Origin of the sequence: Mesorhizobium sp. B2-4-6, assembly GCF_006442775.1 — a bacterium.
GTDB lineage: Bacteria > Pseudomonadota > Alphaproteobacteria > Rhizobiales > Rhizobiaceae > Mesorhizobium.
In genome coordinates this window covers 203,355-227,139 of sequence record NZ_VFVI01000002.1, presented here as the reverse complement: position 1 = coordinate 227,139, position 23,785 = coordinate 203,355, and the positions used below count along the sequence as shown (strand labels likewise).

The 23,785-nt window shown below is 63.9% G+C and carries 16 protein-coding genes and 1 tRNA gene; 10 read left to right on the top strand and 7 right to left on the bottom strand.

Annotated elements, in window-relative coordinates; genetic code table 11:
- Nucleotides 1-13 precede the first annotated feature (13 nt).
- On the top strand, nucleotides 14-4,240 hold the full coding sequence (locus FJ957_RS06930; RefSeq protein ID WP_140829944.1) for a cytochrome P450: 4,227 nt from the start codon (nucleotides 14-16) through the stop codon (nucleotides 4,238-4,240).
- Between the two features lie 102 nt (nucleotides 4,241-4,342).
- Here FJ957_RS06930 and FJ957_RS06925 read toward each other — a convergent pair whose 3' ends face one another.
- Nucleotides 4,343-5,026: a Crp/Fnr family transcriptional regulator gene (locus FJ957_RS06925; RefSeq protein ID WP_140829940.1), complete on the bottom strand. Its 684-nt coding sequence runs from the start codon at nucleotides 5,024-5,026 to the stop codon at nucleotides 4,343-4,345.
- Between the two features lie 592 nt (nucleotides 5,027-5,618).
- On the opposite strand from FJ957_RS06925, the gene FJ957_RS06920 reads away from it, so the two are divergent.
- The 4 genes from FJ957_RS06920 (at nucleotide 5,619) to FJ957_RS06910 (ending at nucleotide 11,263) form a co-directional block, all read left to right on the top strand.
- Nucleotides 5,619-9,296, top strand: coding sequence for a S8 family serine peptidase (locus FJ957_RS06920; protein ID WP_140829937.1), 3,678 nt, complete (start codon nucleotides 5,619-5,621; stop codon nucleotides 9,294-9,296).
- The gene (locus FJ957_RS06915; protein WP_181180519.1) at nucleotides 9,289-10,806 is read left to right on the top strand and encodes an MBL fold metallo-hydrolase; all 1,518 of its coding nucleotides are present in this window, start codon (nucleotides 9,289-9,291) and stop codon (nucleotides 10,804-10,806) included. Before FJ957_RS06920 ends, FJ957_RS06915 begins: the two co-directional genes overlap by 8 nt.
- Nucleotides 10,807-10,905: 99 nt before the next feature.
- Nucleotides 10,906-11,076 carry a hypothetical protein gene (locus tag FJ957_RS31755; protein WP_167449170.1) on the top strand — a complete coding sequence of 57 codons (171 nt, stop codon included), beginning with the start codon at nucleotides 10,906-10,908 and terminating at the stop codon, nucleotides 11,074-11,076.
- A 112-nt stretch (nucleotides 11,077-11,188) separates the two neighbouring features.
- Nucleotides 11,189-11,263, top strand: a tRNA-Val gene (locus tag FJ957_RS06910).
- Between the two features lie 68 nt (nucleotides 11,264-11,331).
- Here the strand turns inward: FJ957_RS06910 and FJ957_RS06905 are convergent.
- Nucleotides 11,332-12,012, bottom strand: a complete 681-nt coding sequence (locus tag FJ957_RS06905) for a phosphoglycolate phosphatase (RefSeq protein ID WP_140829933.1) — start codon at nucleotides 12,010-12,012, stop codon at nucleotides 11,332-11,334.
- A gap of 151 nt (nucleotides 12,013-12,163) precedes the next feature.
- Between FJ957_RS06905 and rpiA the strand changes: the two genes are divergently transcribed.
- The 4 genes from rpiA to FJ957_RS06885 all read left to right on the top strand — a co-directional run bounded on the left by rpiA (nucleotide 12,164) and on the right by FJ957_RS06885 (nucleotide 15,388).
- Nucleotides 12,164-12,859, top strand: coding sequence for a ribose-5-phosphate isomerase RpiA (rpiA, locus tag FJ957_RS06900; RefSeq protein ID WP_140829931.1), 696 nt, complete (start codon nucleotides 12,164-12,166; stop codon nucleotides 12,857-12,859).
- Between the two features lie 21 nt (nucleotides 12,860-12,880).
- Complete coding sequence (locus FJ957_RS06895; RefSeq protein ID WP_140829928.1) at nucleotides 12,881-13,498, top strand: DUF2059 domain-containing protein; 618 nt, start codon at nucleotides 12,881-12,883, stop codon at nucleotides 13,496-13,498.
- A gap of 115 nt (nucleotides 13,499-13,613) precedes the next feature.
- A complete protein-coding gene (gene gor, locus FJ957_RS06890; protein ID WP_140829926.1) occupies nucleotides 13,614-15,002 on the top strand; it encodes a glutathione-disulfide reductase in 1,389 nt (462 codons plus the stop codon).
- Nucleotides 15,003-15,028: 26 nt separating this feature from the next.
- Complete coding sequence (locus tag FJ957_RS06885) at nucleotides 15,029-15,388, top strand: serine hydrolase (RefSeq protein ID WP_140829924.1); 360 nt, start codon at nucleotides 15,029-15,031, stop codon at nucleotides 15,386-15,388.
- A gap of 44 nt (nucleotides 15,389-15,432) precedes the next feature.
- Here FJ957_RS06885 and mgtE read toward each other — a convergent pair whose 3' ends face one another.
- The 5 genes from mgtE to FJ957_RS06855 all read right to left on the bottom strand — a co-directional run bounded on the left by mgtE (nucleotide 15,433) and on the right by FJ957_RS06855 (nucleotide 22,802).
- Nucleotides 15,433-16,797 carry a magnesium transporter gene (gene mgtE, locus FJ957_RS06880; protein WP_140829922.1) on the bottom strand — a complete coding sequence of 455 codons (1,365 nt, stop codon included), beginning with the start codon at nucleotides 16,795-16,797 and terminating at the stop codon, nucleotides 15,433-15,435.
- 279 nt (nucleotides 16,798-17,076) lie between these two features.
- The gene (locus tag FJ957_RS06875; RefSeq protein WP_181180518.1) at nucleotides 17,077-18,969 is read right to left on the bottom strand and encodes an ABC transporter ATP-binding protein/permease; all 1,893 of its coding nucleotides are present in this window, start codon (nucleotides 18,967-18,969) and stop codon (nucleotides 17,077-17,079) included.
- A gap of 357 nt (nucleotides 18,970-19,326) precedes the next feature.
- Nucleotides 19,327-19,824 (bottom strand): DUF6252 family protein, encoded by a 498-nt coding sequence (locus FJ957_RS06870; protein ID WP_140829917.1) that lies wholly within the window; start codon nucleotides 19,822-19,824, stop codon nucleotides 19,327-19,329.
- 436 nt (nucleotides 19,825-20,260) lie between these two features.
- Complete coding sequence (locus FJ957_RS06860) at nucleotides 20,261-20,941, bottom strand: DsbA family protein (protein WP_140829914.1); 681 nt, start codon at nucleotides 20,939-20,941, stop codon at nucleotides 20,261-20,263.
- Between the two features lie 40 nt (nucleotides 20,942-20,981).
- Nucleotides 20,982-22,802 (bottom strand): extracellular solute-binding protein, encoded by a 1,821-nt coding sequence (locus FJ957_RS06855; RefSeq protein WP_140829911.1) that lies wholly within the window; start codon nucleotides 22,800-22,802, stop codon nucleotides 20,982-20,984.
- A 295-nt stretch (nucleotides 22,803-23,097) separates the two neighbouring features.
- On the opposite strand from FJ957_RS06855, the gene FJ957_RS06850 reads away from it, so the two are divergent.
- Nucleotides 23,098-23,718 (top strand): invasion associated locus B family protein, encoded by a 621-nt coding sequence (locus FJ957_RS06850; protein ID WP_095765425.1) that lies wholly within the window; start codon nucleotides 23,098-23,100, stop codon nucleotides 23,716-23,718.
- Nucleotides 23,719-23,785: the final 67 nt, after the last annotated feature.

Below are 23,785 nucleotides of genomic sequence, written 5' to 3'. Positions count from 1 at the left end.
GGGCTTGAACGCGATGATCACTTTGAAGTACTTCGCCGCCGTCCGCGCCGCTCAGAAGAGCCAGCGTCCGGTCGCCGAAATGCCGCCGTTCGATATCGACCGGCTGCGTTCCAAGGGTGGCTTTGCTTCCCGCATCGCCGGTTTTCTTCTGGGCGATCCGCGCTGGCTTCTGGCGCTGCTGCGCCGTTTCTGGCCGAATCTCGGCTTCGGCAATTTCCTGCTCGTCACCAAGGGCGCGGACGTTCGCGACATATTGGAGCGGGGCGACGAGTTCGAAACGCCTTACGGGCCGGAAATGGCCGAACTCGCCCGCGGCTCGAATTTCATTCTCGGCATGCAGGACGGCGCCGCGTACCGGCAGATGAAATCGGCGGTGCTGAGCGCTTTCCCGCCGGCGGAGGTCGAGGCCGCCGTCAGGCCGATCGCCGAGCGCCATTCGCGCGACATCATGACCCGCGCCAGTCCCGGCTTCGATGCCATCGCCGGATTGATGAAGATCGTGCCGGTGCGTATCTGCCGCGATTATTTCGGCCTCGAGATCGACGACGAAACCGAGTTCGCCGACCGGTCGATCGCGCTCAGCGCGCTGTTCTTTTCCGACCCGACGGCAAATCCCGCCACGCGCCAGCTTGCCGTGGTCGGCGGCGATCGGCTGATCAAGATCATAGACCGCTCGATCGCGGCGGTCAGGGAAAAAGCGGACAAGGACGACCGGCCGCTTGCCCGCCTCGTAGCGCTGATGGATCAGGGGCGCCTGTCGCTGCCCGACATCCATTCCATCATGCTCGGCATGGTCGCCGGTTTCGTGCCGACCAATGTGCTTGCCGGCAGCAACTGCCTGGATGTGATCCTGTCGCGAACGGACGCACGGCAAGCCGTCGATCAGGCAATTGCCGCCGGCGATACCGGCAAACTGGACCGGGCGATCATGGAAGCCATGCGGTTCAAACCGATCTGGATCGGGCCATGGCGCTATACCAGACGTGACGCGGTCATCGGCAAGGGCACGCGCCGCGAGCGGCTGGTGAAGGCCGGAACCGTGGTGATGCCGGCGACGCTTTCGGCGATGTTCGATCCAGAGATCGTGCAGCGGCCGAACGAGTTCGATACGTCGCGCCCGCATCGCGACTACATGGTTTTCGGCTACGGCATCCATTTGTGCATCGGTGCCGAGATCGCCCGCATCCAGATCGGCGAATGCATCCGCGCCCTGTTCAGCAAACCGAGGCTTGGCCGCGCGCGCGGCAGGGCCGGCAAGATGGTCAATGTCGGCGCCTATCCGGCAAGCCTCAAGGTCGATTTCGAACGTTCGCCGCTTTGCCGTACAGCCGACCAGTCGATGGTGACGGTTGTCTGCCCGATCACCCGCTCCATGCCGCTCGATGCGGTGCGCGACAAGGTCGCCGACCTTGGCAATCCCGCGATCGGCGAGCTGCGCGGCGCGCTCGACAAGGTCGGCACCATACATTTCACCAGCCTAGCCGTCGCTCCCACCGGCAAGGATGAAAAGACGGGAATGGAGGCCGGCGCGCTGGTGTTCGAAATCTCCGGCGACGGCAGCACCGACGATGTCATAACCGCCATCGCGCAATCGATCGGGCACAGGCTGCGGCCGATCTTCAGGGATGTCTGCGGCCTGCCGGACGGCGGCTCGCTGGAGGATTTCCTGAAGAGGAACCACATAGAGATATCGCCGTCCTTCGGCAGCGCCGCGGGCCTGGTTTTTTCCGGCACGCCAGGTCATTCCGTACGCCGCATCCTTGCCGAGGCGCGGCTCGCCGACAGCGTGCGCGAGATCGTCGAAAAGCCGCGCGCGGGCGCCGGCAACGCGATGGATGTGCTGGCCGAGGCACGCCGGCATGTCCGTTGCCTCGGGCAATTCGGCTGGGCGTTCGAGCCCGCCGAAAGCCAGCTGGAAAGGCCGCCCGGCCATTGGTCGCGCGCGCTGACGACGACGCTGCTGACGCCGGCGATGTTCGTCACTGTTGCGATCGTCGTCCTGGCCTTTTGGCGCATGACTTATGTGCTGGTGTTCGGGAACCCGCATGGCGTCACCTTTGCCAACATCGCTATCGCCGGCGCCGCGCTTCTGCTCACGGTGCTGGGCCTGCTGGCCATTCTCGCCCTGTTCGTGGGTCTTTGCTTCCTGGCGTTGCGGCGGCTGGAGGACAAGGACCGGCCGGCGAACACGCCGGTCGACATCGGCGCGCTGGAAAAGATCCTCGCCAATGAGGACCACTGCGCGCAGAACAACCTGACGGCGATCTCGACGATGAAGCCGGGCATCTTGCGGCGGCTGGCGCTGCGGCTCTCCTTCTATCTCATCTCGATATCGGCACAGAAAGTGTTCAGGCCGGGCTTCCTCGCCACCATCAACACCATTCATTTCGCCCGCTGGGTGCTTTTGCCCGGCACCGACAGGCTGGTGTTCTTCTCCAATTACGGCGGCAGCTGGGAAAGTTACCTGGAGGATTTCATCGCCAAGGCCTCGGCCGGCCTGACCGGCGTGTGGAGCAACACCGAGGGCTATCCGCGCACGCGCTGGCTGTTCCTGGACGGCGCGCGCGACGGCGATCGTTTCAAGCGCTGGGCGCGGCGCCAGCAGGTGCCGACGCTGTTCTGGTACAGCGCCTATCCGCACCTCAACACACCGCGCATCCGGATCAACTCCAGGATCAGGCGCGGCATCGCATCGGCCACCGGCAACGAGGCGCGCGACTGGCTGAGCCTGTTCGGTTCGCTGCCGCGCCCGCCAGCGCGGCCGGCGGACGCGACCAGCCTGTCCGAATCGCCGCCCGCGCCGCTCGAAGAGCTGGAATCCGGGGAAATTCAATCCATTTTCTTCGGGCCCTTCGGCGCGCTCGGTCATGCGCATATGCTTGCGATCCAGGTGCCGGAAGGGTTGCCGGCGGCGAAGCGCAAGTCGTGGCTCGACTTCGTGATCGACAAAACCAGTTTCGGCGACGGAGTGCCGGCCGGCCGCGCCATGACCGTGGCGTTCGGCCCCAACGGGCTGCGCCGGCTCGGGCTGCGGGGCGGTGTCGACGACGAGCCGTTGGACACGTTTCCTGTCGCCTTCCGGCAAGGCATGGGAACGCCCGAGCGCAGCCGCATTCTCAACGACACCGGTCCCGACGCTCCCGACAAATGGCAGTGGGGGTCGTCCGCCAAGCCCGTCGACGTCGTCATCGTCTGCTATGCCGGGACGCCGGCCGCGTTGAAGGCAGAAATCACCGCCATGAAGCGACAGACGACAGGCGCAGGGATGTCCGTGGCCGCCGAACTGCCGCTGATGGTGCGGCGCGATGGCAAGCGGGCGGTCGAGCATTTCGGCTTCGTCGACGGCGTCTCGCAACCGATCGTCCGGGGCACGCAGCGCGCCGCCAAAGGAGCGGCGCCCATGCATCTGCTGGCGCCCGGCGAGTTCCTGTTCGGCTATCGCGACGAGCATGGCTTCTATCCGGCTTCGCCGTCGGTCGAGGCGGCGCTGGATCGCACCGGCATCCTGTCGCAGGTGCGGCGTAACCGTCAGATTCCGGGGCAGCCGCCTCCGCCGCGCGATTTCGGCCGCAACGGCACCTTTCTCGTCCTGCGCCAGTTCGAGCAGCATGTCGAATTGTTCGACGATTATTGCAGGAAGGCCGCGACGCAGGCAGCAAATGAGACCGGCGATTCCGCCATCACACCGCATTGGGTGGCGGCAAAGATGCTCGGCCGCTGGCAGGACGGCAGCTCGCTGGTGCGCAATCCGAACGGGCGCCCGGGCCGCGGCGTCGACAATGATTTCGCGCTCGGCGCCGAGGATCCGCAGGGACATGCCTGTCCGCTCGGCTCGCACATACGCCGGTCCAACCCGCGCGATTCGCTGGGCGAGGACCGCGAGACGCAGATCAGGATCGGCAAGCGCCACCGGATCCTGCGCGTCGGCCGCACCTACGAGAAGAAGGACAGGGGCGGAAAGACGGAGAAGGGCCTGCTCTTCATGTGCCTCAACGCCGATATCGAACGCCAATACGAATTCATCCAGCAGACCTGGGTCTCGTCGAACTCGTTCCAGGGCCTTGTAGGCGAGACCGATCCGACGATCGGCGCGCGGGGCGGCGGCGGCCGGTTCTCGATCCCTTCCTGGGAAAAGGTCACCGTGCTCAAGGAGGTGCCGCAGTTCGTCACGACAAAGGGCGGCGGCTATTTCTTCATGCCGAGCCGGTCGGCTCTGCGCTATCTGGTTTCGCGGCTCTGACCGGTGCGCTGAAAGCTGTTCGTCGTTCTCGGATGCGACGAACCGACGGAGCCATGGCGAAGTCGCCGAGCGGGCTACGGCGAAACCGCCGAGCCTGATTGCTCAGTCGTCGTCCTGCGAATCGGCGATGTGGTTCAGCGCGGCGGCGTTGGTGATGCGCAAGCCACCGCGCCTGATGGCGATCATCTGCCGGCTGCGCCAGTCGTTCAGCGTCTTGTTGACGGATTCGCGCGTCGCGCCGAGGAATTCGCCGAGCTCGGACTGCGAAATCGGAATCCAGCCGGCCGAGTCCGCCATGACGCCGCTCAAGAACACCAGCCGCTTTGCCAGCCTGGCCTCGATGCCGAAAAAGGCCTGGTCGCCCAGCTCGCCGCTGACCCAGCGCAGCCGCGTGCACAGCAATTCGATCATCGCGCGGGCCAGAGGCGGGTTTTTTTCAATGCGGTCAAAGAGTTGTGTCCGGTTAAGTGAAACCAGCTCACAGGCCGTGAGGCAGATGGCGGTCGCCGTGCGCGGGCGCCCGTCCAGCGCTCCGATCTCTCCGACGAGGCTGCGCGACAGTTCGATATTGGCCACCAGCTTCTGCCCGCCGGGCGAATAGATCGAAATCTCGACGGTACCGCTCATCACGCCATAGATGCGGTCGGACGCATCCTCCTGGACGAACAAATGCTGGCCGGCCGCATAGCGCTCCAGCTTGCAGCCGCCGAACAGCAGGTCGAACTGGCGCGGGTCGATGCGCGCCAGGCGCGGCAGGTTCCTGTCGTCCGCGCCGTTTGTAGCCATGATACGATTCCGCCTCTCGTTAGACGGAAATTGTAGGATAAGTGCGTGCTCGATCAAAGCGTCGTCTCCTTCTGTGGTAGCTTGCCGAATTCTCGGGGTGACGGACGGAAGATCAAAGTCACGCCTGATACGCCGAAATCGGATAAGCCGGCAAACTCTAAGGAGACCGGGCGCACTGGCGGTTGCGGGCCGATCCTTGGAAACGCCGTCCGCGCGCTTGGGTGGGAGGTGCCCATGCGCGCAGACAGCAAACCTGAAAATGGCTAGGTGATCGAAATTTCTCCTCGAGAACCGCATCCAGATCGCAGTCCGGCAGCAGCGGCGGACACCGCAGTCAGCTAGGGCCGTCGATGCCGCCGTTGCAACATCTGAGCGCAAGCCCTGTCCGACGTATGTGAAGGTGCTCACAGATATGCGCGCCGGGCGGACCGATGGTTATTCTGGAAATGCATGGTTCACGCCTCGATCAATCTTTGCCTTGCAGCCGGCATGATTGCCTAGTCGGCAAATAGATCAGTCGAAGCGTGGCTGGAACCTTGGCTTGACTGTAGCGGACGGTCGGCGCCATGGTCCATCTTGAGGGAGGGACGCCGTGGCAGCCGCGAAGGGACTCCTTGTAAAGGTTCGTGGCGACGGCGCGGGGCTCTCGGTGCGAGGCGGGCCGCCGCGGATTGGCGGGATCGAAGCCGAGCCGATCCTTACTCTCCCGCCTGGCGCTGCAAGCACCGGTACGGCCGCGGCCGCGGACCGCGGCGCCACCTGGCTCCGCTTGGCCACGGATGCCGCCGAAGCAGACAATCCCTGGGACCACGCTCACGATCTTGTCGCCCGGACTCCGGCGCTGGCCGCCGCAGGGAGCGAGGTGCTCGCGGTCGAGCCCGATATCATGCAGCAATGGGACTACAAGGACAGCGCCGGCGATCGCGGGATGGCGGCAAGCGCAGCTCCGACATGTACTTTCGACGACCAGGATCCGCAGGGCGGACAGGCGGTGGTCGCGGGCCGCGTCGCCTGGAATGCCGCGCCGGACTTCAGCCAGTTCAAGGCCGCGCGCGAAAGCGTCGGCGCCAAGCAGGCCAACATCACCATCGCCCATCTCGATACCGGTTTCGATCCTGGTCACGAAACCCTTCCAGCAGGACTTCTTACAGCGCAGCAGCGCAATTTCGTCGACGACGGGACCGGCCCGAACAACGCGACCGACCACGCTCCGGCCGGCACGCTGACCAGCAATCGCGGTCATGGAACAGGCACGCTCAGCCTGCTGGCCGGCAACAAGCTCGACGGCACGTCGCCGCATTGGCCGGGCTTCACCGATTTCGTCGGCGGCGCGCCACTGGCGAAAATCCTGCCGGTGCGCATCGCCGACTGGGTGGTGCGGCTGACCACCGGCACCATGGTGCAAGGCATCGACTATGCGCGCCAGCAGGGCGCGCAGGTATTGTCGATGAGCATGGGCGGCCTCGCCTCGCAGGCTCTGGTCGACGCCGTCAACCTTGCCTACGACCACGGCGTGGTCATGGTCACGGCGGCCGGCAACAATTTCACCATCACGCCGAGGAGCATCGTTTATCCCGCGCGCTACAACCGGGTGCTTGCGGCCTGCGGCGTGATGAGCGACGGGCGCGCCTATGCCGGGCTCGCCCTCGGCACTATGCAAGGCAATTACGGGCCGCCTTCGAAGATGGGCACGGCGCTGGGAGCCTACACGCCGAACGTGCCCTGGGCTGAAATCGATTGCCGCAAGGTGGTCGACATGGACGGCAACGGCACCTCGGCCGCCACCCCCCAGGTCGCTGCCGCGGCCGCTCTGTGGCTGGCCGAACATTGGGACGTGGTGAAGAATTATCCCCAGCCGTGGATGCGGATCGAGGCTGTCCGCAAGGCGTTGTTCGCGAAGGCCTTGAAATCGACGGCCAAGATGAATGCGTCGGAGACGAAGGAGAAGATCGGGCAAGGCGTTTTGCGGGCCTTCGATGCGCTGGGCTTCCCGCCGCCGGCGGCGAACAGCCTGACGAAGCTCGCTCGAGCCACCTACACATGGAGCTGGCTGGATCTTTTGACCGGCGGAAATTCGTTGGCAGCGCTCCCGCCTGCGACGCTTCGGCAGGGAACGATGTTTGCGCTTGAACTGACGCAGATGGCGCAAGTCACGGCGGCAGTCGAACAGGCGATCGCCGATCCGGATGGCGATCCGGGCAGTATTTCGGCCGCGGCGCGCAACCGCTATCTCGAAGCGGCGCTCGACCAGGGCAACCCGTCGAAGCCGCTGAAGGCGTTTCTGGAAGGTTTGCTCGGAAGGCCGGGCGCCAGCGCGGCGGTTCCGGCGCCGGTCATGGGCCCCGCGCCGGGTATCAAGCGCAAGCCACGGCCGATGCCGCCGCCGCAACGGCGCCTGCGCATTTACGCGCTAGATCCGTCGGTGGCGAAACGGCTGGATTCGGTTTCGGTCTACCAGTCGACGCTTTCGGTGCAGTGGGACGACGAGCCGGCGACCGACAGGCCGTTACTGCCGGGTCCGATCGGCGAATATCTTGAGGTGGTCGATGTCGACCCCGCGTCCGACCGCGTCCACGATCCGGTAGACCTCAACGACAAGGTGCTTCTGGCGCAGGATGGCCTGCCGCCTTCGGAGGGCAATCCGAAATTCCACCAGCAGATGGTCTACGCCGTCGCCATGACCACGATCGGCCATTTCGAGCGCGCGCTTGGCCGGCGGGCGTTGTGGGCGCCGCATTATGCCGAGGCGCCCGGCCGGACCGGCGACATGACGGTGAAGGCACACTACGTGCCGCGCCTGCGCATCTATCCGCATGCGTTGCGCGCCGAGAATGCCTATTACAGCCCGGAAAAGAAGGCGCTGCTGTTCGGCTATTTCCCGGCGACCAGCAATGAGGGCGACGTCACCACGCCCGGAACGACTGTGTTTTCGTGCCTGTCCAGCGATATCGTCGCGCATGAGATGTCGCACGCATTGCTCGACGGGCTGCACCGCCGCTTCCAGGAGGCATCCAACCCGGACGTGCCGGCCTTCCACGAGGCTTTCGCCGACATCGTCGCGCTGTTCCAGCATTTCACGCTGAAGGAGTTGGTCAGCTTCGAGATCGGCAAGGCGAGGGGCGAATTGTCGGTTGCCTCGCTGCTTTCCGGTATCGCCAAGCAGTTCGGCGAAGGCAGCGGCCGGGCCGGGCCGTTGCGCGAATATGGCGGTGCCGGCATGGCCGATCTCGACTACGACAAGACCTTCGAGGCGCATGACCGGGGCTCGATCCTGGTCTTCGCCGTCTACCAGGCCTTCCTGGCGATCACCGATCGGCGGACCGACGATCTGATCCAGCTTGCCACCGGCGGCTCCGGCATCCTGCCGGCGGGAACCTTGCATCCGAGCCTGGTCGAGCGCCTGACCGACGAGGTCGCCAAGACCGCCAGGCAGATGTTGACCATGTGCATCCGCGCGCTCGACTATTGCCCCTCCGTCGACATCACCTTCGGCGAATACCTGCGCGCGCTGATCACCGCCGACCGCGACGCCTATCCGGACGATCGGCTGCACTACCGCCTGGCCTTCCTGGAATCATTCCGCAAATGGAAGCTTTTGCCGCGCGACGTGCGCACCATCTCGGAAGAGACGCTCGCCTGGAGCGCGCCGGAAGATCCGTCGCCGGCCTGGCTGAAGGGTCTGCTCAGCAAGATCGACCTCGGCTGGAACCAGAAATTGAAGCGGGCCGAGATCTTCGCGCTCAATGACAAGAACCGCTACACGCTGTGGAAGGCGATGCACAAGACCTTCGCCTCCAACCCGGACCTCTACAAGCAGTTCGGCCTGCTGCCGGATCTGCCGCGCTACAACGAGGACGGGACGGTCATGCACGCGCCGAAGAAAGGCGAGACGACCTTCGACATCTACAGCGTACGCCCGACGCGCCGCGTCGAGCCGGACGGCTCGTTCCGCGTCGAGGTCGTGGCGGTCATCCAGCAGCGGATTCCAGTTGCGCTCGACGGCACGGCGATGCCGCAAGGCATGGCCAAGGGCGACGACTTCTTCTGGTTCCGGGGCGGCGCCACCATCATCATCGACCCGCGCGAGGGGTTCGAGGAGATCCGCTACTCGATCATCAAGAACACCGGCAGCGCGGATCGGCAGAAGCGTCAGGCCGGGACGATGGCGGTCAATTACCTGTCGCCGCTCAGAGCGCTCTATTTCGGCGGCGAGGTGTCGGAGCCCTTTGCCCTGCTGCATGCCAGCGATGGAGACGACGACCATGTCTAGAAAGCCGGCGACGAGGACAAGGCCGGCAAGAACGGCTACCGTACCGGCGTCGGGCGTCACCGTCCGGCATTACTGCCAGGGCATCGGCGATTGCCATCTGCTTACCTTCAAAAAGGCGGACAAAAAGCCGTTCCGCATGCTCATCGATTGCGGCATCCATGTTTCGATCGCGGGCGGTCCGGCGCTGGTCGGCGACATCGTCGCCGATATCAGGAAAGAGACCGGCGGCAAGATCGACGTTCTCGTCGTCACGCACGAACACTGGGACCATGTCTCCGGCTTCCTGACGGCGAAGGACCTTTTCAAGGATTTCGTCGTCGCCGATGTCTGGATGGCATGGACCGAAAATCCCGCCGACGCCGAGGCCACGGAACTCGACAAGTTCAAGGGCCAGGCGCTGGCGGCACTGCAAGGCGTGGGCCAGAAGCTCGACGGAATGCAGGGGCTGAGCGCCTACATGGCCGGCGTGCGCGACGGTCTGCAATCCGTGCTTGGCTTCCAGTTCGGCGCTGTCGGGGAGCGGGTGCGCTCGGCTCGCGACGCTGCGGCCAGGCTTTCGCAAAAACCGTCGCCGACCTATTTCGAGCCCGGCGGGCTGCCGGTATCGATCGACGGGTTGCCCAACCTTCGCGTCTATGTGTTGGGCCCGCCGCGCGACAAGGCGGCCCTGCGTCTGGAGGAGAAGGCGAGCGAGATGTTCCCGCTGACCAGCGGCGGCCCGTTTGCGCGGGCGCTGGCCAGCGGCCTCAAGATGAACGAGGCGGCCGACGCTAATTATCTCGACGAGCTCAGTCCGTTCGAACGCAATGTCGGCACGCCGCTTTCCGCGGCGCTCAACGGCGACAAGGGCAGCGACCCGACCGTCGATGTCGCCACCTTCGTCCGCAAGCATTATTCCGGGCCGGTTGCGGCCGCTGCATCCATGGAAGACCGCGACCAGTCCTGGCGGCGCATCGACGCCGACTGGATGGGGATCGCCGCCGACCTTGCCCTGCAGCTCGACCGCGGCGTCAACAACACCAGCCTGGTGCTGGCCTTCGAGTTCATCGACAGCGGCCGGGTTCTCCTGTTCCCCGGCGACGCCCAGATCGGCAACTGGCTGAGCTGGAAGGATCTGAAATGGCCAGTGGGGCAGGGCACAGTCACATCGGCCGATCTTCTGGCGCGCACCGTCTATCTCAAAGTCGCCCATCACGGCAGTCAGAACGCCACGCCGGAGAAACAGGGTTTTGACCTGCTGACGAGCAGCGACCTGTCGGCTTTCATCCCCACCAACAAGACCGATGCCTTGAACGTGCATTGGGGCGAGATGCCCTACGACGGCATCCTGACGGCGCTCGAGACAAAGACGAAGGGCCGCGTCATTCGTGCCGATGATCCATGGCTGGCGGACAAGAACGGGAAGCCGGCTTTTGCCGCGCCATCCGGTTCGATCCAGGCAGTACGCAGCGCGCCGCGCGATGCGGCACGCGGACCAGGCGGACTGTGGGTCGAAGTGGATCTGGCCTGAGAGTTCGCCACCGAGCCGGTTGCGAAAAATCGAAAACCGCTCTATGGAGCGCGCGGCTGAATGAGGGCGGCTACTCGACACATTGCACAAGGTCGCCCCATGCCCGATGCATTCTCACGCGTCATCGCCTTCCTTGCCGTGGTCACGGCCCTTTTGTTTGCCGGGTTGCATTTCCACCAAGGCCACATCATCGCCACGCTCTATTTCATGACCGGCGCCGTTCTGGTGACGGCGGTGACGCGGATGAATGTGCGCAGAGGGCTGATTTAGAGCCTTGACCGGTTCGGCTCGGCAGTCGTTCGAAGATCGTCGGCACATCGCCTTGACTTCGAGAGCTTGCCTACCTTATATCGCGGCTCGCTTCGGCCTTCGGGCAAAGAGCGGGCGATTAGCTCAGCGGGAGAGCACACCCTTCACACGGGTGGGGTCGCAGGTTCAATCCCTGCATCGCCCACCATCCAACAGCTTGATAATGTTGGATGAATGGCCCGACGAATTCTTCGACAATTGCACTGGGGAGCCGGCTCAGCGCGCCGCCGCGATCAGCCGCTCGGCCAGGTCCGGCGTCAGCGTGTCGAAATGCGAGATCACCAGGGTCGGCTCGAATTCGCGCACATGGCGGTCGGTGTAGCCGAAATCGACCGCGACCACCGGAATGCCGGCAGCCTTGGCGGTATCGATGTCGGTTTGCGAATCGCCGATCATCAAGGCGTTCTCCGCATCGCCGCCGGCCAGCCGGATCGTTTCGGTGAGATGGCGCGGGTCGGGCTTGCGGAAGGCGAATGTGTCCTGGCCGCAGATCGCGGCAAAATAGCTCGACATGCCAAGCGCGCCGATCAGCGTTGCGGAGTTCGCTTCGTATTTGTTGGTGCAGACCGCCATCAGGTAGCCGGCGGCCTGAAAACGATCGAGGGCGGCGACGACGCCGGGATAGGGGCGGGATTTGCCGGGAATGTTCAGCGTGTAATGGTCGAGGAACAGTTTCAGCAGCCGGTCGTGCTCTTCCGCCACCAGCGCCTTGTTCTGCGCGGCATGCGCGCGTTCGATCATGACGCGCCCGCCATGGCCGACGAAACGCCGGAAACCGGCTTCGTCGACAGCTGCGAGGTCGCTTGCCGCCAGGCTGTGGTTGAGGCTGTCGAGCAGGTCGGGCGCCGTATCGACCAGTGTTCCGTCGAGATCGAACACGATGATCGGGCGGGTCATGGGCGGGTCCTGCGGCAATTGCGTTGCTGGCAGCCGATACAGGTTGGGCCGGGTTCAAGCAAGAAGCCTCGATCGGTCCACAGCGCGGCCCTTTGACGGGACAGGCAAAAATGCTAGGAGGCGCGCGAAATCGGCGAAATCGGGGCTCCCCATGGATGCAAGGCAGTTGAAGGTCGAAGCCGCGCGGGCCGCGCTCGCCCATATCGGCGGCGGCATGCGGCTCGGCATTGGCACCGGCACCACGGCGGAAGAATTCGTGCGGCTGCTGGCCGAGAAGGTTGCGACCGGCCTCAAGGTCATCGGCGTGCCGACATCCGAGCGCACCGCTGCGCTCTGCCGCGAACTCGGCGTGCCGCTGTCTACACTGGAAGAAACGCCGGAGCTCGACCTCACCATCGACGGCGCCGACGAGGTCGATCCGGACCTGACCCTGATCAAGGGCGGCGGCGGCGCACTGCTGCGCGAGAAAATCGTCGCGGCGGCGTCCGACCGCATGATCGTCATCGCCGACAAGTCCAAGATGGTCGGGACGCTGGGCCGGTTCCCGCTGCCGATCGAAGTCAACAAATTCGGCCTGCGCGCCACCGAGATCGCGGTTCGAGCCGCCGCGGCAGAGCTCGGTCTTTCCGGCCCGGTTACATTGAGGATGACGGGGGGCCAGCCATTTGTTACAGACGGCGGCCACTTTATCCTCGATGCATCTTTTGGCCGCATTCCGGATACAAGAGCGCTGTCGAATGCTCTCTTCGCCATTCCAGGCGTTGTCGAGCACGGTCTATTCATCGGGCTGGCGTCAACGGCCATCATCGCCGGCGGCGACGGTATCGAAACCGTCCATGCAGCCTGAAACCAGGGAGTTCTATCGACCATGATGTTGCCTAAACGAGTTCGCCGTTTTTCGATGCTTCTGGCGGCCTCGGCCGCCCTTGCGCTGTCTTCGCCGGTGTTTGCGCAGGATGTCAGCGAATCGCATCTGAAGGCGGCGCGCGCGGCCGTCGCGGCGATCCATGCCACAGACACGTTCGACAACATCCTGCCACAGGCGGCCGGCGCGCTCGAGGCGCAGCTCATCCAGAAGAACCCCGACATGCAGGAGCTGATCGGCAAGACCGTGGCCGAGAAAGCGCTCAGCCTCGCCTCGCGGCGCGCCGATCTCGAAAAAGAAGCAGCACTTGCCTATGCCAAGGTGTTCTCCGAGCAGGAGCTCAACGACATCGCCGCCTTCTACAGCTCGGAAGCCGGCAAGAAGCTGCTGGACAGCGGTCCCGCGGTGACGCGCGACCTCGTGAAGGCTGCCGAGATATGGCAGAACGGCGTCGCCCGCGACCTCGCCCAGCAGGTCGGCGAGACGATCGCCGCCGCCGCCAAGGCCGCGGCGCCGGCAGCACCGGCTCCGGACGCCACCGCGCCCGCCGATGGTTCCGCTCCGGCGGACAATTCGGCTCCCGCCGACAATTCGGCCCCGGCGGACGATTCGCAGAACTGATCCAGTCAATCCGCCGACGGCGGCTGGACCACAAAGCCCGGGTTTGCCCGGGCTTTTCTTTTGCCGCTTTGCAGCCTACCTGTGACCCGTCTTTCTCATCCGCAGGAGCCATGCGATGGCTGGTTATGACTATGATCTGTTCGTCATCGGCGGCGGCTCCGGCGGGGTGAGGGCAGCCCGGGTGGCGGCGGCTCTCGGCAAGCGCGTCGCGGTCGCGGAGGAATACCGCTTCGGCGGCACCTGCGTCATCCGCGGCTGCGTGCCGAAGAAGCTCTATGTCTATGCTTCGCAATTTCCCGAGCATTTCGCCGACGCCGCCGGCTATGGCTGGACGGTGCCCGAGGCAAGCTTCGACTGGCAGACGCTGGTCGCCAACAAGGACAAGGAGATCGCGCGGCTCGAGGCGATCTACAAGAGGAATGTCGAGGGCTCCGGCGGCGAGACCTTTCATTCACGTGCAGTGGTCGTCGACCAGCACAGCATCTATCTGGTTGCCGAGGACCGCACGGTCAGCGCCGACCAGATCCTGATCGCGACTGGTGGGCGGCCTGCGCCGCATCCGGCGCTGTCAGGCCACGAATACTGCATCTTCTCCAACGAGGCCTTCGATCTCAAGGAGCTGCCAAAGGCGATCATGATCGAGGGCGGCGGCTACATCGCCGTCGAATTCGCCAATATCTTCCATGGCCTTGGCGTCGACACCACGCTGGTCTATCGCGGCCAGGAAATACTCAGCCGCTTCGACATGGATTTGCGCCGCTCGCTGCACGAGACCATGGAGAAGAAGGGCATCAAGATCCTCTGCCCCGCCATTTCGGAATGGGTGCGCAAGACCCCGGAGGGCCGGCTCGACGTGCTGCTGTCTTCCGGCCAAACCCTGACGGTCGACCAGGTCATGCTGGCGATCGGGCGTATCCCCAATACCGAGAATATGGGCCTGGAGGGCGTCGGTATCGAACTCAGCAAGACGGGCGCGATCGTGGTCGACCAATATTCGCGCACCAATGTCGACAACATCTGGGCGATCGGCGATGTAACCCATCGGGTGCAACTGACGCCGGTCGCGATCCACGAGGCGATGTGTTTCGTCGAGACGGCCTTCAAGGACAACCCGACCGCGCCGGATCACGACACCATACCGACGGCGGTGTTCTCGCAGCCGGAGATCGGCACCGTCGGCCTCTCGGAAGACGACGCGATCAAGCGCTATCCGGATGTCGAGATCTACCGCGCATCGTTCCGTCCGATGCGGCATACGCTGTCCGGCCGCGACGAGAAGATGCTGATGAAGCTGGTGGTCGACGGCGCGTCCAGGAAGGTGGTCGGCGCGCATATTCTCGGGCCCGACGCCGGCGAGATGGCGCAGCTTCTCGGCATTCCGCTGAAGGCGGGCCTGACCAAGGACGATTTCGACCGCACCATGGCCGTGCATCCGACCGCGGCCGAGGAACTGGTGACGATGTACAAGCCGACCTATCGCGTGAAGAACGGCGAACGCGTCTGACATTTCAGGATTTCAAGAAGCCTCCGATGTCCGCCACCGCCGCGCCGCTGGACCGCAATTTCGCCCGGCGCGACGATCAGGTCGCGGATGGCGCGATCGAGGAGCGCCGTATCGTCGGCGCGGTCGTTGTCGTCGCCCGGCGCGGCAAGATTCTTTATGGCCGCACAGCCGGGGTCGCCAACCGCGAGGCGAACGAACCGATGCGACAGGCGCGATCCTCCGCCTGGCCTCGGCGATATCCTGAAGCTGCTCGAAGCGCTGCGGCGCGGAGACGGGACGGTCATCCGCCCCGAGACGGCGGCGGCAATGACCAGGGATGTGATGGCATGATGGGCGCTTTTCCGGACGCGCTGCGCGACGCGATCTACGGCTGGCAAGCCGGATGACGGAGATAACCCGCCGCCGGCGATACCGGCGGCGGTAGAGTCTTCTACAGCAGCGTGCCGCGCAGGATCACCAGCGCCACCGAGAAGTAGATCACCAGCCCGGTGACGTCGACCAGCGTGGCGACGAACGGTGCCGAAGCGCTCGCCGGGTCGAAGCCGACGCGCTTCAGCGCGAAGGGCAGCATCGATCCCGACAGCGAGCCGAAGGTGACGATGCCGACCAGCGCCGCGCCCACCGTCGCCGCGATCAGCATCCAGTGCGGACCGTAGTCGTAGAAGCCGAAATACTGCCAGAGCGCGATGCGGCAGATGCCGACAATGCCGAGGATCGAGCCGAGCACCACCCCGGTCGGCAGCTCGCGCAGCGCCACCCGCCACCAGTCGCGCAGCCCGATCTCGCGCAGCGCCAGCGCGCGGATGACGAGCGACGTCGCCTGCGAGCCGGAGTTGCCGCCGGAGCTCATGATAAGCGGGATGAACAGCGTCAGCACGATCGCCTTTTCCAGCTCGCTCTCGTAGCTCTGCATGGCGTTGGCCGTCAGCATCTCGCTGAGGAACAGCGCGCAGAGCCAGCCGGCCCGCTTTTGTATCATGGCGAGGAAGCTCATCTTCATATAGGGCTCGTCCAGCGCCTCCATGCCGCCGAAACGATGCACGTCCTCGGTCGTCTCCTCGATCATCGTGTCGATGATGTCGTCGACGGTGACGATGCCGAGGATCCTGCCATGGTCGACCACCGGCAAGGCGAGCAGGTCGTATTTCGAGATCGTCTGCGCCAGGTTCTCGCGATCGGTGAGCGGCGTCACCGTCACCGGCACGCGATCGGGCGCTACCGACAGGATCGGATCCTCCGGGTTGCCGGTGATCAGCCGGCGCAGTCCGGTCGAACGCAGCAGGAGCTGCGTCTCCGGATCGACGATGTAGATGGCGTAGATGGTTTCGCGGGTGCGCTCGACCTTGCGGATGTAGTCGAGCGTGCGCCCAACGGTCCAGTCCGAAGGCACGCTGACGAATTCCGTCGTCATGATCGAGGCAGCACTGCCTTCCGGATAGCCAAGGATGGATAGCAGCGTCGCGCGCAGCGGCGTGGCCAAGGCGCCGAGCAGCTCCGAGCGGGCCGGCTCATCCAACTCGCGCAAAATGTCGGCCGCGCGGTCGACCGACATGGCGGTCAAAAGCTTGCTTGCCTTGGGACGGGGCAGGGCTTCGGCGAGCTCGGGCGCTGCTTCGAGCTCCGGCTGGTCGAAAATCTCGACCAGCCGCTCAAACGGCACGGCGCAAAGCAGCTCGATGGCCGTCTCGCGAGGTTCGTGGTTGAGGGCTTCGACGACGTCGGCGACGTGATCGTTGGCAAGAACACGGGCGACGGCGGTTGCTTCGTCGTCCAATACGGGGGCGAATTCGTTCATGGCTCACTCCTTGCCGTCCGGCAGGACGTGAGCCATCAGGTCACGTCAGGGCGGACGGCGGTTGCGTTCGACTGCGACTGTCGCCAGGCATGGCGGATTGACCTTTCTGCTCGCCGGGTTCGAGTTTGAATTTGGCGAGCGGGCGCAACATAGGAGCGCTTTTTGCCGAGTCAATTGTCAAAAGCTCGGAAATCGGGTGAGGGGAGGTCGGATCGCGAGACTGTGATCGGCAGCCGCAGCAGCCAAGCCATGGAAGCAGTTAAAAGCTTGGCCTGACTGCTATTTCTGCTTCAGCCGGCGGAACCGCAGCCATTTGTCCTCTGCCGGCCGCGGCGGCTGGGCGAGGATGGTGGTGAGCTCGCGCGGCAGGCTGGGCGCGAGCGGCTTCTTGGTGGCGACGCCGTCCGCGATCGCGACCACGCTGTGGTAGAAATCCTCGCCCGTAAGCGAGCGCGGTGGCACTGCCTCATGCATGACGCTGATGACGGTGACGTTCGCGCAATTGTCCTTGATCGCCTGGTGGAAGGCGATCTTGCCTTCGGGATCGAGCGCGCCGGTCGCTTCGTCGAGGAACAGAAGTCCGGGCTGCTGCAGGATGATGCGCGCGACCACGAGCTTCTGCTTCTGGCCGCCAGAAAGCACCTGGTCCCAGATCTTGCCCTCGCGGCTCTGGTCTGCCAGGTGCCCGATGAAGTCGCCGAGGCCGGCCTTGTGCAGGGCCGCCGCGACCTGCGTGTCGCTATGGTCGTTCTCGGAACCCGGCAGGCATACAAGCTGCTTCAGCGAGACCTGCTGCAGCTTCACCTCCTGCGCGGCGTAGAAACTCGTCACGCCCTCCGGGAAGACGATGGTGCCGCGGCCGTACGGCCACAGGCCGTTGATCGCCTTGATCAGCGAAGTCTTGCCGCAGCCGGACTCGCCCTTGAGGAAGGTCCATTCGCCACGGCGGAAGCGCAGATTGGCGGCACTGAGAAAGGGCGTCGCGTCCTCGCCCTGATGCGCCAGTTCGAGCTTCTGGATGGTCAGGCCGAACACCGGGTTCTGGGTGGCATAGCCGAAGTCGGAGCGGCCGGTCTGCTGATAGAATTCGCGCGGGTGCTGGACGTTCTCGATGGCGTTGGCGAGTTCGGTCACACGCTGGCTGTTGGCTCTGAGCGTCGCGATCGCCGGCATCACATGGATGAACCACGAGCACTGGCTGATCAACTGGGCGACCATTTCGGAGCCGGTGATGTAGCCCTTGTAGTCGAGGCGGTTGTGGATGAACGACACAAGGCCTGGCGAATAGGCAACAATACGGGCGCCGACGAAATTGTAGATCAGCTCGAACGACGTGTAGCTGGTGTTGACGACATTGAGCCGTCCCCATGTCTTGTCGATGTCTACATAGAGCCTGTCATGCATCGACTTTTGCACGCCCTCGCCATGCGAGGCGGCGACGTGGAAGCTGCGGCGCAGGAATGTCGTCAGTTCGCTGCGGTAGCTGCCCTCGGCCTGCTGCATGCGCACATTGAGCCGCTCGAGCAGCCGCCCGAGCTTGACCGCGATCCAGGTGTTCAGCGGCACGTAGATGGCGACGGCAAGGAAAGCCAGCACCGCGGTGCCGTAGCTGCCCAGGAGTTCCAGACCCTTGACCTCGACCGAGGACCCAATCAGGTTTTCACCAATGAAATAGAGCGAAGTCGCGACGCCCAGCACGCCCATGGCAAGCCCGATAGCGCCGCCGGTCATGTCCTTGATCGATTCCTGGATGCGCTGGTCGATGTTGTCCGGAGCGACGATGCCGCCCGCCACCGAACCGTGCTGAGCATGGAAATGGGTGTGGTTGCCGTCGAGCAGGGCCTGGTTGAACTGGTTGTTCAGCCAGCCCCGCCATTTGCGGTGCAAGGTCGTTGAAACGAGATTGCGCACGCCGGTGAAGCAGGCATCCTTCAGCACAACCAGCAGCACCAATATGCCGGCATTGGTCAGGATGGTCTGCAACGGGTGAGTGTTGGCGGCGTCGTGGAGGAAGGCGATCGAATTGCCCAATTCGCCCAACGCCACGGCAAACCAGACGCCGGCCTTGCTGGACAACGCCGTCAGCAGCGCGATGACGATGGTGAGGGTCCAGGCTTCCTTCCAACGGTCGGAGAACCAGTAGGCCCGCATCAGCCCCCAGAATGTACGCATCGACGATACCGGCGTCAGGGACGAGGTCTTTGCCTCGCTGGATGTTTGCTCCGGTACTGTACGTTGCGGTCTACCGACCCAAGTCACGATCCCGCCCAAACCTTTCTTAGTTTTGTTACACAGGGTAACACCAATTGATCATTTTCCATTAATTTTCTGCCGAGGAATGTGAGCAGGGTTACCCGCCGTGGCGCGATGGCAACAGAGAGGCCGTACCGGGCGGTCGCCAGTCACGCCGATTTCGTCTTTTATTCCAGCGCGTTAAAGACGATTGCGCCAGCCGGCGGCAACCTTCCCTTGGGGAAGCGGAAAACACGGGTTTGTGAATGGAAAAGAGGTATCCGCGGGCCGGGATGGCTACTGGGCGGTGACCGGAATGCCCGAAAACTTACCGTCAATGAGATCTTCGGGCTTGCCCGATTCGTCTTTTCCCGACGCGCTGAAACGACCGGAAACGGTCTTCGCGGCGGGATCGTATTTGTCGACGACGATCTCGCCGCTGGCGAAGCGGACATGGCCGACCATGGCGCCGGAATCGAGAACGTTGAAGCTGGCGCTGTTCGCGGATGACCCGGTCTTGAGCGGATAGGTGCCGGCAAAGTCGTTCGGATCTTTCAAAACCAGCATCGAATTGAAGGTCATGGTCGGCGAGCCCTGTTCTGTTCCCGACAGGTTCAAAACCGGCTTGCCGCCCATCTGCATCGTCTGGGCCAAGGTAAAGGACGCCGTCCAGGGTTTGCCTTCGAAGGTCGCCGACATAACGGCTTCCTCGGCCGATACGCGCTGCAACGACAATGGGAGCCCCAGGGCAAAAGGCAAGGAGAGCAGCAACAATGCGCCACGCCTGACTGCCATTTATGTCGTCCTCAAATCAGCCAAACCCCTCTCAGTCCTAACCCAGCGCCGTGTCCGAGGCGATTCACCAGATCGTGTTCGGCCAGGACGGGCATGATTTGACAACACGGCTCCTCGGGTCGAACCTTGTCGGTGTGGGCTTGCTGGGGGGTATGACATGCCTGCACGGGTATTTGCTGTCGGCAGCGCATGCCGGCAACCAGAGCATTCCGGCAAGCGCCGAGGGCCAGATCGAGTTCAACACGCCGTCCGGCAATATCGGCTGCATTTTATACGCCGAAGGGCGGCACCAGCACCTACCAGCCGCGGGATGGCGGGCCGGAGCTTTCCTGCTCGCGCGTCGAGCCGAGCTACGTGAGCGTAATCCTGGGCCGAAGGGGCCGGCGACACTGATCAAGAATCCCAGCCTTCCGTCCCGATTGTGCGGAAGGAGCCTTCAGTTCGCGGTTTCCAGCTCGCCTCGCGCCTTGGCCTGGGCCACCTGGCGGATCGCGTCGGCAAGCGTGTCGGCATCCTGCGCGCCCATCACCGCGTATTTGCCTTCGAGCAGGAAGCAGGGCACGCCGGTGATACCCATGCGCGAAGCGGTGGCGATCTCGTTGCGGACTGCCTCGACATCGGCGTCGGTCGGCAGCAGCGTTTCGACCACCGACGCATCCATGCCGGCCTCGCCGGCGGCGTTTGCCAGCACGGCGTGGTCGCCGATGTTCACGCCTTCCTCGAAATTCAGCTGGAAGAGGCGGCGCACCAGTCGGTTCTGCACATCTTCACCCGCGGCTCCCGCCCAGCGGATGACGCGATGAGCGTCAAGCGTATTGGCCGCGACCTTGATGGCGCCAAATGCAAAATGGATGCCCTCGGCCTCGCCGAGCGGCTCGATGCGCGCGTGGATCTGTTGGACGCGTTCCTCGCTGCCGAACTTGCCGAGCATATATTGACGGCGATCCATGCCCGCCGGCGGGATGGTCGGATCGAGCTGGAACGGCCGCCAGCTGACATGCACGTCGACGTCGCTTGCAGCAGCAATGGCCTTGTCCAGCCGCTTCTGGCCGATGAAGCACCAGGGGCAGACAACATCGGACACGACATCGACAGTGATGGAGTTCTCGGCACTCATGCTCGTCTCCTTTTCGGTTCCGATCGTCGCTGGGCTTGCGTCAGTTGGACTTTCGCCACCAGGTCGGCAGCTGATAGCCGAATATGGGGGTCTTTTGCGGATGTTCCAGATAACTCCAGTAAGCGAGCCATTGCTGCGTGTTGTATTGCATCGGCACCAGGTAATTGCCCGAGATCAGCAGCCGGTCGAGCACACGCACCGCGGCGACATAGTCTTCCTTGGTGCGGGCGTTCAGCATGGCGTCGATCGCGGCGTCGATCGCCGGGTCGGCGACGCCGGCGAGATTGAACGATCCTTCTGTCTTCGCGGCGATCGATCCCCAACGGCCGAGCTGCTCGCTGCCGGGCGACAGCGAATTGCTGAAGCCGCTCGTCCCGATCAGAACCTCGAAGTCGAAACGCTGCTTGCGCGACTGGATCTGGTCGCCATCGAGGCTGCGGATGCCGACGTCGATACCGATCTTCTCCAACGTGCGCTGGTAGATAGCGGCCAGCCGCTCTTCGTCCTGCGATGAGGTCAGGATCTCGAAGCCGAACGGGTTTCCCAGCGGGTCGAGCATCTTGCCGCCCTGCACGCGGAAGCCGGCGCTCTTCAACAATTCGAAGGCCGCTTTGAGCACCTTGCGATCCTGGCCCGAACCATCCGTCACGGGCGGGCGCCAGGTGCCGTCCATCACATCGGGCGGCACGCGGCCGGGGAAGGGGGCAAGCAGCGCCTTTTCGCGATCGTCGGCCGGGTGGCCAAGCGCGGACAGGTCCGAATTCTGCCAATAGCTCATGGTGCGGTTGAACTTGCCGCCGAACAGATTCTTGTTCGCCCACTCGAAGTCATAGAGCGTGCCCAGCGCGCGGCGCACGACCGGGTTGGCGAACTTCGGCAGCCTGGTGTTGAACAGGAAGCCGGTCACCACTGGGGGAATGCCGGTGGTGAAATACTCTTCCTTCACATCGCCTCGCCGGAAGGCTGGAAAGTCGATGTCGCGCTCGCGCTTGACCGGATCGGCCTCGTCATCGAGGGCGCAAATGCCTTTCTTGAATGCTTCCGTCTTGGCGTTGGCGTTGAGAAAATACTCGATGGTGATCTGGTCGAAATTGTCGAAGCCGCGTTTCGACGGAATGTCCTTGCCCCAATAGTCCGGGTTGCGCTTGAAGACGATCCGCTGCCCCGGCAGCACCTTGTCGACGGTGTAGGGTCCGCTGCCGATCAATGGCTTCAGCGTGGTTCTGTCGAACGTGTCCTTGTCGAAGGCGTGCTTAGGGACGATCGGCGTCAGCGCGACGATCAGCGGGAATTCGCGGTTGGCCTTGTCGTTGAAGGTGAATTTCACACTGTGGTCGCCGGTCTTTTCCAGCTTGGCGATCATGCTCATGCGGTCGCTGTAAGGCGGGCGGCCCTTGTCGGTGAAGACGTCATAAGTGAACAGCACGTCCTCCGGAGTCACCGGCTGCCCGTCCGACCATTTTGCGTCGGGGTTGAGATGGAACTCGATGCTCTTTCGTTCAGGATCCATGTCGGCGCTGTCGGCAAGCAGCCCGTAGAGACTGAAGGGCTCGTCGTAGCTGCGCTGCATCAGCGGCTCGAAGACGAGATTGCCGTAAACGATATCGATCATGCCGCGCGCGGTGGTGCGCAGGCTTTTCAGGATGAAGGGGTTGAGGTTGTCGAAGGAGCCGACGACGCAGTAGGTGACGCTTCCGCCTTTCGGCGCGTCTGGATCGACGTAGTCGAAATGCTGGTAGTCGGGCGGCAGCGCCGGCTCGCCCTGCATGGCAATGCCGTGCTTCGGCTCCGACTGTGCCGGAAGGAGCGCGAGAGCCAGAAACGAGGTCGCGGCGATCAGCCGAACGAGAACGCGGTCCATGACCGTCTCCTTGCCGGGCGGCTTTGTGATTCGCTATGCACCCTAGAGCATTTCCTTACCCGATTGAATCGGCGCCCGATTGGGAATCGGGTTCAGCCGCTCCGGCACCGATCGATGCTCGCCCCCGAGAGAGGAAACCGCGAAGAAATCGCGGAAACCGGGCTGGATTCGATGCCGCCGGCAGTGTAACACGCGCTCCGAAGTCATCCTGTTGCCTCATTTGGGCAACAGGTAGCTGGACCACACGGCACGAAGAAGCCGGTCCCCGGGATCATTTGAGAGGAAAGTGCACCATATGACGATCAACGCGTACCGCCTTTCGGTGCTGGCCGCAGGCGTGGTCGGCGTTCTGGGCGCCGGGCTTTTCACCGCCTCGGCCCAACAGCAGCCGCAGATCCCGCAGGGCTGGTTCAAGGCCTGCACCAAGCAGGAAGACGTCGACATCTGCAATGTGCAGAACATCGTCACCGCCGGCAACGGCCAGCTCGTCACCGGCGTCAGCCTGATCGAGCTCAAGGGCAAGGTGAACCGCAAGGTCTTCCAGGTCACGGTTCCGACCGGCCGCCTCGTTCCTCCGGGCATTGCGCTCCAGATCGATGCCGGCAAGGCGCAGAAGCTCGACTATGTGATCTGCTTCCCGGATCGCTGCGTGGCGGAAGTGCCGCTGAGCGACCAGCTCGTCGCTTCCTTCAAGAAGGGGCAGGGGATCACGCTCACGTCGATCAACTTCCAGAACCAGCCGAACCCGATCAAGATCGCGCTCACCGGCTTCAGCGGCGCCTATGACGGCCCGCCGCTGCAGCAGTCGGACATCGAGGACCGGCAGAAGAAGCTGCAGGACTTCGTCGCCAAGAACAATCAGGATTTCGCCAAGAAGCTCAAGGACGAGCAGGACAAGGCCAAGACCGCGAACTGATCCCGGAAGCGTATTTCTCGGAAAACAAAAAAGCGGGGCAAATGCCTCGCTTTTTTGTTGTCGCCGC